This is a genomic window from Mycobacterium sp. (assembly GCF_032161845.1).
GTDB lineage: Bacteria > Actinomycetota > Actinomycetes > Mycobacteriales > Mycobacteriaceae > Mycobacterium.
The window spans coordinates 22941-30289 of the sequence record NZ_JAVRQA010000425.1; the positions used below are offsets into that span (position 1 = coordinate 22941).

Consider the following 7349-nt stretch of genomic DNA (forward strand, 5'->3'; position numbering starts at 1 on the left):
TGGTGGATGATTGCCACCAACATGGCAGGAAGGCGCCTGATGCGTACGAAGTGGAGGGTCGCCGCGGCGGCCATCGGGGTGTGCGGAGCCGCCTTGGCGCCCGCCGTATTTGCCAGCGCTGAATCGGCGCAGGACGTGATCAGCCGACTCCAGTCCGAGGGGTACACGGTGACGATCGACAAGATCGGCACCGCGCCCATTTCGGAGTGTCAGGTCACCAGCGTGCGCAATCCGCAGAGCACGTCGCAACTCGTCCCGTACGTGGGTCCTGGCAACAATGGCGACCGCGTGCTGGTCCAGCAGCAGACCAGCCAGACCATTTCGGTGTCCCTGGACTGCACGCGCTGACGTAGTCATTCAGCACACGTGGAAGGACCCGGTCGGGGGCGATCCGACCGGGCCCTTCGCATGGTGCGCCCTACGCCGACGCAGGGAGTTTCGCCTGCGCAGGCTCTTCGGCGCGTGAATCGTGGTCGTCCACCATGGTCAACTCGTCGAACGGATCCTGGCCACTGAGAACCCTGTCGACCTTCGCGCGGTCCACGGTCTTGGTCCACGAACCGACCAGCATCGTCGCGACGGCGTTGCCGGAGAAGTTGGTCACCGCGCGCGCCTCGGACATGAACCGGTCGATGCCGACGATCAGGCCGACGCCGTCGAGCAGGTCGGGACGATGGGTCTGCAGTCCACCCGCCAGGGTGGCCAGGCCCGCTCCGCTGACACCTGCGGCGCCCTTGCTGGCCACGATCATGAACACCAGCAGGGAGATCTGCTCGCCGATGGCCAGCGGCTTGCCCATGGCGTCCGCCACGAACAGCGACGCCATGGTCAGGTAGATCGCCGTGCCGTCGAGGTTGAACGAGTAGCCGGTCGGGACGACCACACCGACGGTCGTCTTCTCGACGCCGAGGTGCTCCATCTTGGCGATCAAGCGGGGCAGCGCCGACTCGGACGACGAGGTGGCGAAGATCAGCAGGTACTCGCGGGCCAGGTACCGGACCAGCCGGAAGATCGACACCCCGGCCACTGCGCGCAGCAGCACGCCGAGGACGCCGAACACGAACAGGATGCAGGTGATGTAGAAGCCGAGCATCAGGGTCAGGAGTTGGGTGACCGCGCTCCAGCCGGTTTGACCGACGACGTTCGCGATGGCGCCGAACGCACCGATCGGAGCCAGCCACAGGATCATGGCGAGCACCTTGAACACCAGCTTCTGGATCGACTCGATACCGCGCAGAATGCCCTCACCGGCAGTGCCCATGCCCTGGACCGCAAAGCCGACGAGCAGCGCGATGAATAGCGCCTGAAGCACGTTGCCCTCAGTCAGCGACGAGAGCAGCGAGGTCGGAATGATGTGCTGGACGAACTCCATCAGGCCGCCAGCCTCGTGGGCGGTCTCCGCCAGCTGGCCGCCCTTGCTCGACGTCGACTCGATGTTGAGGCCCGTGCCCGGGCTCAGCAGGTTCCCCACGACGAGACCGATGGCCAGCGCCACCGTCGACATGACCAGGAAGTAGACGAACGCCAGCCCGCCGACCTTTCCGACCGTGGCGGCGGCGCGCACCTTGCCGATGCCCAGCACGATGGTGCAGAAGATGACCGGGACGATCATCATCTTGATGAGGCTGACGAACATGGTGCCGAGCACGCCGACGCTCTTGCCGACATCGGGCGCGAGCAGGCCGACGGCCACGCCCGCGACGACCGCGACGATGACGGCGATGTAGAGCCAGTGTGTGCGGTCACGCTTCTTTGGAGGGGAGGACGTATCCAGTTGGTCGGTCATGGCTGATGCTCCTGGTTGCTTGATCGAATCGCCCGAAAGTTGTCTGCAAGGATGATGTTCCCCTACGTGACCCAGGTCACGCTTTAGTTCATTACGTTCAGTACGCGGACGATCCGGAGGTGCGATGCGCAGGTGGTGGCCCCGCTCGTTGGCCGGCCAGGCGATCGCGCTTCAAATCGCGGTGATCGCGGTGGTCGTGTTGGTCGGCAGCGTCCTGGCCCTGGTCGACGCCCGCGCGGACGGCGACTCCGCGGCGCGCCAGCAGGTGGTGAGCATCGCGACGGCGTTGGCCGACTCACCGTCGACGGCCCACGCCATCGAATCCGGAAGGGCCACCGAGATTCTGCAACCGGTGACCGAAGCGGTACGCACCAACACCGACATCGCCTTCATCACGATCATGTCGCCCGACGGAACCCGGTTCACGCACACCGATCCCAGCCAGATCGGCGGGCACTACCTTGGGACCATCGAACCCGCCCTGCGCGGTGAGACGTTCGCCGAGGTGTACACCGGCACCCTCGGTCCGTCGATCCGGGCGATCGTGCCGGTGCGCAACTCCGCGGGCCGGGTGATCGGGTTGGTCTCCGCGGGCATCACGCAGCAGACGTTGGCCCAGCGCTGGCGCGACCAATGGCCGATGATCGCCTCCGTCGGCCTTGGCGCCCTTGCCCTTTCGATGATCGGAGTGTGGGCGATCCGGCGCCGTCTGCTGCGCCAGACCCACGGCCTGCGGCCCGACGAACTACGAGTGATGTACGAACATCACGACGCCATCCTGCATTCGGTGTCCGAGGGACTCGTCGTGCTCGACCGCGACCGCGTGGTGCTCGTCAACGACGAAGCGCGGCGCCTCCTTGGTCTGGCACCAGGCCGCGTGACGCAGGCGGATCTGCCGGAGTTCCTGCGCGCGTACGCCCCTGGCGTACGCGACGAGGTGCACGTCACCGACGACCGGGTGCTGGTCGTCAGCCGTTCGCACGTCGCCGACTCCGCCCATTCGGAAGTGGTGACCGTGCGGGACCGCACCGAATTGCAGGGCGCCCTCGGCGAGTTGAGCTCACTGCAGATCCTCACCGACTCGCTCCGCGCCCAGGCACACGAGGCGGCCAACAAGCTGCACACCGTGATCACCATGGTGGAGATGGGCAGGCCGGAGGAGGCGGTCCGGTTCGCGACCGACGAGTTGGCCCTGTCCCAGCGCCTGGTGGACCGGTTGTCGCACGACGTCGGTGAACCCGCACTCGTCGCGCTGCTGCTTGGCAAAACGGCGCAGGCCGACGAGCGGGGTATCCCCCTGACGATCACCGAGGACACGCACTTGCCGTCGGATACCGACGACGTGCCGCTGTCCGCGCAGGAGATGATCACCGTGCTCGGCAATCTCATCGACAACGCGATGGACGCGTGCGACCGTGAGGACCCTTGGGTGGAGGTGACGGTGGCTCTTGAGGAGACGGGATTGTTGATGCGCGTGGCCGATAGCGGCACGGGCATGGACGGTGACACCTTCGAGCGGGCCATGCAGCGCGGCTACTCCACGAAGACCGGCACCGAACCCGAGCAGCACGGCCTTGGCCTGGCGCTCGTCGGGCAGGTGGTGCGGCGGCACGGCGGAACGCTGACCGCCGACGTGACCTACGGATCGGTCGTCACGGTGACGGTACCGGGGACCCGATGATCTCGGTCCTGATCGTCGAGGACGATCCCCTGATCGCGGAGGCACACCGCACGTATCTGACGCGACTGGACGGTTTCTCGGCCGTCGCGGTGGTCCACACGGCACGTGACGCCATGCGGGCCGCCACCGAGGCGTCCGCGGCCGGGACACCGGTCGACCTCGTGCTGCTGGACCTCGGACTGCCGGACGTCAGCGGCATCGGCTTGGCCTCGGCGCTCGCCGGTCTGCGCCCCGCTCCGGACATCATCGCGATAACGTCGGAGCGCGATCTGGAGATGGTGCGCGCCGCGGTCGCCCACGGCGCTCTGGCATATCTATTGAAACCGTTCACGTTCGCGGCCTTTCGCGACCGGCTCGAGCGCTACCGGCGCTACCGTTCTGCGCTGCCCGCGGGGGTCGACGCCGCGAGCCAAGCGGAGGTGGACCGGGCGATGGCAGAGTTACGGATCACAACCGACAAGTCCGTGACCCCGAAAGGTGCTGCACCGCAGACCAATGACGAGATCGCGCGGGTGATTCGCGACAACGCCGAGGGGTTGACCGCCGACGAGGTCGCGAAACGGATCGGGGTGAGCCGTGTTACCGCGTGGCGATACCTGGAGCGATTGGCCGACGACGGCACCGTTACCCGGCGCGCCGACTACGGCGGTGCGGGCCGACCGAAGACGCGCTACCAGTGGCGGTAGCGGTGGCTCAGACCGCGGGCTCGAGCTCGCGCAGCGCAGGCGCGACGAGCGACGGCGCGGCGACGAACTGCGAGTACAGCATGGGCATCGGCGACACGACGGCGTAGCAGGTGACACCCGAGTCGTAGTCGGCGACGTAGAGCCGATCGCCACGCAGTGCGATCGCGGACGGTCGGGCACCGACCGAGACCTTCGTGACGACGGCCTGGTCCTCGGTGTCGATCACCGCGACGTGGTCGTAGTCGACGACGTAGGCGCGGGCACCGTCCTCGCTGAGGGCCAGCTGCGTGGGAGCCTGGGCTACCCGTGCCGTCCCGGTGATCTTGTTGTTGACGAGATCGACGGAGTACAGCATCCCACCGTCGGCGATGTCGGAGGTCAGCACGTAGGCGGTGCTGTCCATGCCGAGCTCGAGGCCGCGGATGGGCGCACCGATCTCCAAAGTGCGTCGCACACGCGAAGTTTCGACGTCGACGGTGATGAGCCGGCTGCTGCGCGCATCCGAAACGGCGACGTAGAGTCGACGACCCGTGGCGTCGAGGCGCAGCGCGTCGATCGTGGCGTCCGCACTCTTGGCGATGTAGATGGTGCCAACGCGCTCTGCCGCGACATCGATGACGGCGACGTCGACACCCTCCTCACCGGCTCGACCCGCGTACACGCGCTTGCCGTCCGGGCTGGTCGCAACGGCCGTGACGTTGAAGGAGAGCGGGTATTCCTTGAGGACGTCGCCACCGACGGTGTCGATGACGGCGATGGCGTCGTAACTCGCCGAAGACACGGCGACGAAGGCATGCTCACCCGCGAGCTCGACGGTGGTCGGCTGCCCTGCAAAGACGCCGCGGTGAACGGCCAGGCTGTCTGCGTCAAGGACGACGATCGAGTCGTCGCCGAAGTTGGTCACCACGACGGTGCCGGCGTCGACGGCGATGTCGGAGATCGGGCCGCGGCCGACCGTCATCGACTTCAGCAGGGCGACGTCCTGATTTCCCACGGTGACGCTGTTCGAGCGCGCAAAAGTACTAGCCATGTTCTTGGCACCTCCGCCGGCATCACTCGGGCCGGCAATAGATTTGATCTGGTCGACGCTCCAAACGGGAGCGTGGTCGTGTTCGAGTCTAGCGACGAAAAATCGTGGTCCAAGGTGCTGCGCCAACAGCCTCGCCGACGCTGCCGTCAACCTCTCAGTACACGCTTAGGAAACCTTTCGTTACCGCATTGTTATCTTTGTTCCGCAATGCATTTGATATCGACTACCTGCAGCGATGCTGGTCTGGCAACCGAGCCGACCGACCCCCGAGAACTAGTTCAGGTAACGGACTCTTACGTTTTGCGCCGAAAATGAGCGGGAGATCACATGACGACACGACAGCAAATCTCCGTGCGGCGCGGCGCAACTGACGGATGTGGCCGTTGATGCAGCTGTGACCCGTCCGGCACTAGGCATCCGACGCCACCGGTTCGCTGCTCCCCTCGGCCCGCTGACGGCGTCCCGCGAATAATCGAGTCGTTGCGGGCGTTACACCCGGTGGCTCGGTCCGTCGGCGATTCATCCCCGAGGTCGACGGACCGGCCGCTCGAATTCGTTGCGGCAGTGTCGGTGTCAGCCCTGTTCGACGATGTTGTCGCCGCCCGAGTTGGTGATCTCCGGCGTCCCCGACAGATACGTCACCCGGTTGTTGAAACCCGATGCGCTGATCTTGGCAGCGGCGTCGACGGTGACGGTGTTCTCGACACCGGAAACCGTGACGCTCAGGCATTGCCCAGTGATCACGATCGTGTTGCTGACACCGCTGACGTTGACTGCGCTGTCATTGCAGGCGATCGTCTTGTTGTTTCCCACGCCCGCGAGGTTGATGTCGCCGCCTGCGGGGCCGAGGGGCGGCGCCGATGGGGCGATGGTCGGGGCAGGTGGCCGATTTCCGCCGCTGCGGGTCGACGGCGGGTCGAAGGGGCCGCCACCGCCACCGCCGGACGCCGTCGGGGTGCCGCCGAACGTGTCGATGATCGAGTTGACGCTGGAGAACGTGTTGGCGAGAAAGATGACGGTGCCGCCGATGATGGCCACCAGCACCGCTGCCACGACCCCGTAGACGATCCACCCGCGACCCGCTCCCCCGGTCGACGTCATCGGCATGGGCGGGAACGGCGCGCCGTAGGGCGACCCTCCGTACGGCGGCTGCGGGGCGGTGTACGGCGATTGCGGAGCCGTGTACGGCGCTTGCGCGGCCGTGTACGGCGCTTGCGCGGCCGTGTACGGCGCTTGCGGGGCCGTGTACGGCGGCGGCGCGGTGTTTCCCCCGCCATACGGTGCCGACCCCATCTCGGAGGAGCTCTGCGTCAGTTCGGATGACTGTTCGCCGAGGGAGCGTTCGAGGTCCCTGATGCGGGCCTCGGGGTCGTCTTGCGAGCTCATCCGCCGATGCTCGCACATCAGGCGCACCCCTGGGAGATTTCGCCTCCCAACAGAGAGGAAGCAGGTCGTGGCGGCGGTCGCGGATGTCCGCGCACGATCGAGGCATGCCTCAACTCATCGTCGAACGCAGCACCGCCGGCTGGGTGCACGCGGCAAGGGGCGCAGCGGCATTGGGAGCCGCGATGGGTATCGGCCGATTCGCCTTCACGCCCATCCTGCCGATGATGACTGCGCGCGGCGGGCTCACCGTCGAGGCGGGCGCGACGCTGGCCACCGCCAACTACGTTGGATATCTCGCTGGGGCGTTGGCCGCCACGACGTCACCACGCATGGCGCGGTCCCCATTCGTGATGCGGTCGTCGCTCGTCGCAGTGGTCGCGACGCTGCTGTCGATGCCGTTGCTGGACAGCCCCGTTCAATGGGCCGCCGCGCGACTTCTGGCGGGGTTCGCCAGCGCGTTGGTGTTCGTGGTCGCCGTCAATCTGATGATGGATCAACTGCGCCACCACTCGCCGCACCTGGCCGGTTGGGGGTTCAGTGGAGTTGGGATCGGCATTGCCGCGTCGGGGTTCCTGGTGCTCTTGCTGCCTGCCGGCGCAGACTGGCGCAGCGCATGGTGGGTGGTGGGCGTACTGGCCGCGGTGCTCGCCGGCGGTGCGTGGGCCAAGCATCGACGCCCCGAGGCCGCACCGGTGGAACCCGACATGCCCACGCCGAGTCGGCGACGCCGAACCGGGCGATGGTTCGCGGCGCTCTTCGGTTGCTACACGCTGGAGGGCG

At 66.8% G+C, this 7349-nt stretch carries 7 protein-coding genes; 4 read left to right on the forward strand and 3 right to left on the reverse strand.

The features are described 5' to 3' along the window. Positions 1 to 39 precede the first annotated feature (39 nt). Positions 40 to 348 (forward strand): hypothetical protein, encoded by a 309-nt coding sequence (locus QOD90_RS23200; RefSeq protein ID WP_526353479.1) that lies wholly within the window; start codon positions 40 to 42, stop codon positions 346 to 348. Between the two features lie 70 nt (positions 349 to 418). Here the strand turns inward: QOD90_RS23200 and QOD90_RS23205 are convergent, their stop codons facing one another. Continuing rightward, the gene (locus tag QOD90_RS23205; protein WP_526353481.1) at positions 419 to 1786 is read right to left on the reverse strand and encodes a dicarboxylate/amino acid:cation symporter; all 1368 of its coding nucleotides are present in this window, start codon (positions 1784 to 1786) and stop codon (positions 419 to 421) included. A gap of 124 nt (positions 1787 to 1910) precedes the next feature. Between QOD90_RS23205 and QOD90_RS23210 the strand changes: the two genes are divergently transcribed. Together QOD90_RS23210 and QOD90_RS23215 are read left to right on the forward strand one after the other, a co-directional pair. Next, positions 1911 to 3467, forward strand: a complete 1557-nt coding sequence (locus tag QOD90_RS23210) for an ATP-binding protein (RefSeq protein WP_526353483.1) — start codon at positions 1911 to 1913, stop codon at positions 3465 to 3467. Continuing rightward, positions 3464 to 4153: a response regulator gene (locus QOD90_RS23215; protein ID WP_526353485.1), complete on the forward strand. Its 690-nt coding sequence runs from the start codon at positions 3464 to 3466 to the stop codon at positions 4151 to 4153. The genes QOD90_RS23210 and QOD90_RS23215 overlap by 4 nt, the downstream gene beginning before the upstream one ends. 7 nt (positions 4154 to 4160) lie before the next feature. Here the strand turns inward: QOD90_RS23215 and QOD90_RS23220 are convergent, their stop codons facing one another. Both QOD90_RS23220 and QOD90_RS23225 read right to left on the reverse strand, forming a co-directional pair. Beyond that, positions 4161 to 5183, reverse strand: coding sequence for an MmpL3/TtfA transport complex stabilizer (locus tag QOD90_RS23220; RefSeq protein ID WP_526353487.1), 1023 nt, complete (start codon positions 5181 to 5183; stop codon positions 4161 to 4163). Between the two features lie 573 nt (positions 5184 to 5756). Next, entirely contained in the window at positions 5757 to 6569 is an 813-nt protein-coding gene (locus QOD90_RS23225) for a DUF3060 domain-containing protein (protein ID WP_526353488.1), read from the reverse strand. Positions 6570 to 6673: 104 nt separating this feature from the next. Here QOD90_RS23225 and QOD90_RS23230 point away from each other — a divergent pair. Then, positions 6674 to 7349 (forward strand): YbfB/YjiJ family MFS transporter (locus QOD90_RS23230; protein WP_526353490.1); only part of this gene is annotated, 676 nt, incomplete at its 3' end.

Bases quoted from the DNA above. Each gene is read 5' to 3' on its own strand.
- QOD90_RS23215 (WP_526353485.1), top strand. From the start codon at position 3,464: ATGATCTCGGTCCTGATCGTCGAGGACGATCCCCTGATCGCGGAGGCA.
- QOD90_RS23220 (WP_526353487.1), bottom strand. From the start codon at position 5,183: ATGGCTAGTACTTTTGCGCGCTCGAACAGCGTCACCGTGGGAAATCAG.
- QOD90_RS23200 (WP_526353479.1), top strand. From the start codon at position 40: ATGCGTACGAAGTGGAGGGTCGCCGCGGCGGCCATCGGGGTGTGCGGA.
- QOD90_RS23205 (WP_526353481.1), bottom strand. From the start codon at position 1,786: ATGACCGACCAACTGGATACGTCCTCCCCTCCAAAGAAGCGTGACCGC.
- QOD90_RS23225 (WP_526353488.1), bottom strand. From the start codon at position 6,569: ATGAGCTCGCAAGACGACCCCGAGGCCCGCATCAGGGACCTCGAACGC.
- QOD90_RS23210 (WP_526353483.1), top strand. From the start codon at position 1,911: ATGCGCAGGTGGTGGCCCCGCTCGTTGGCCGGCCAGGCGATCGCGCTT.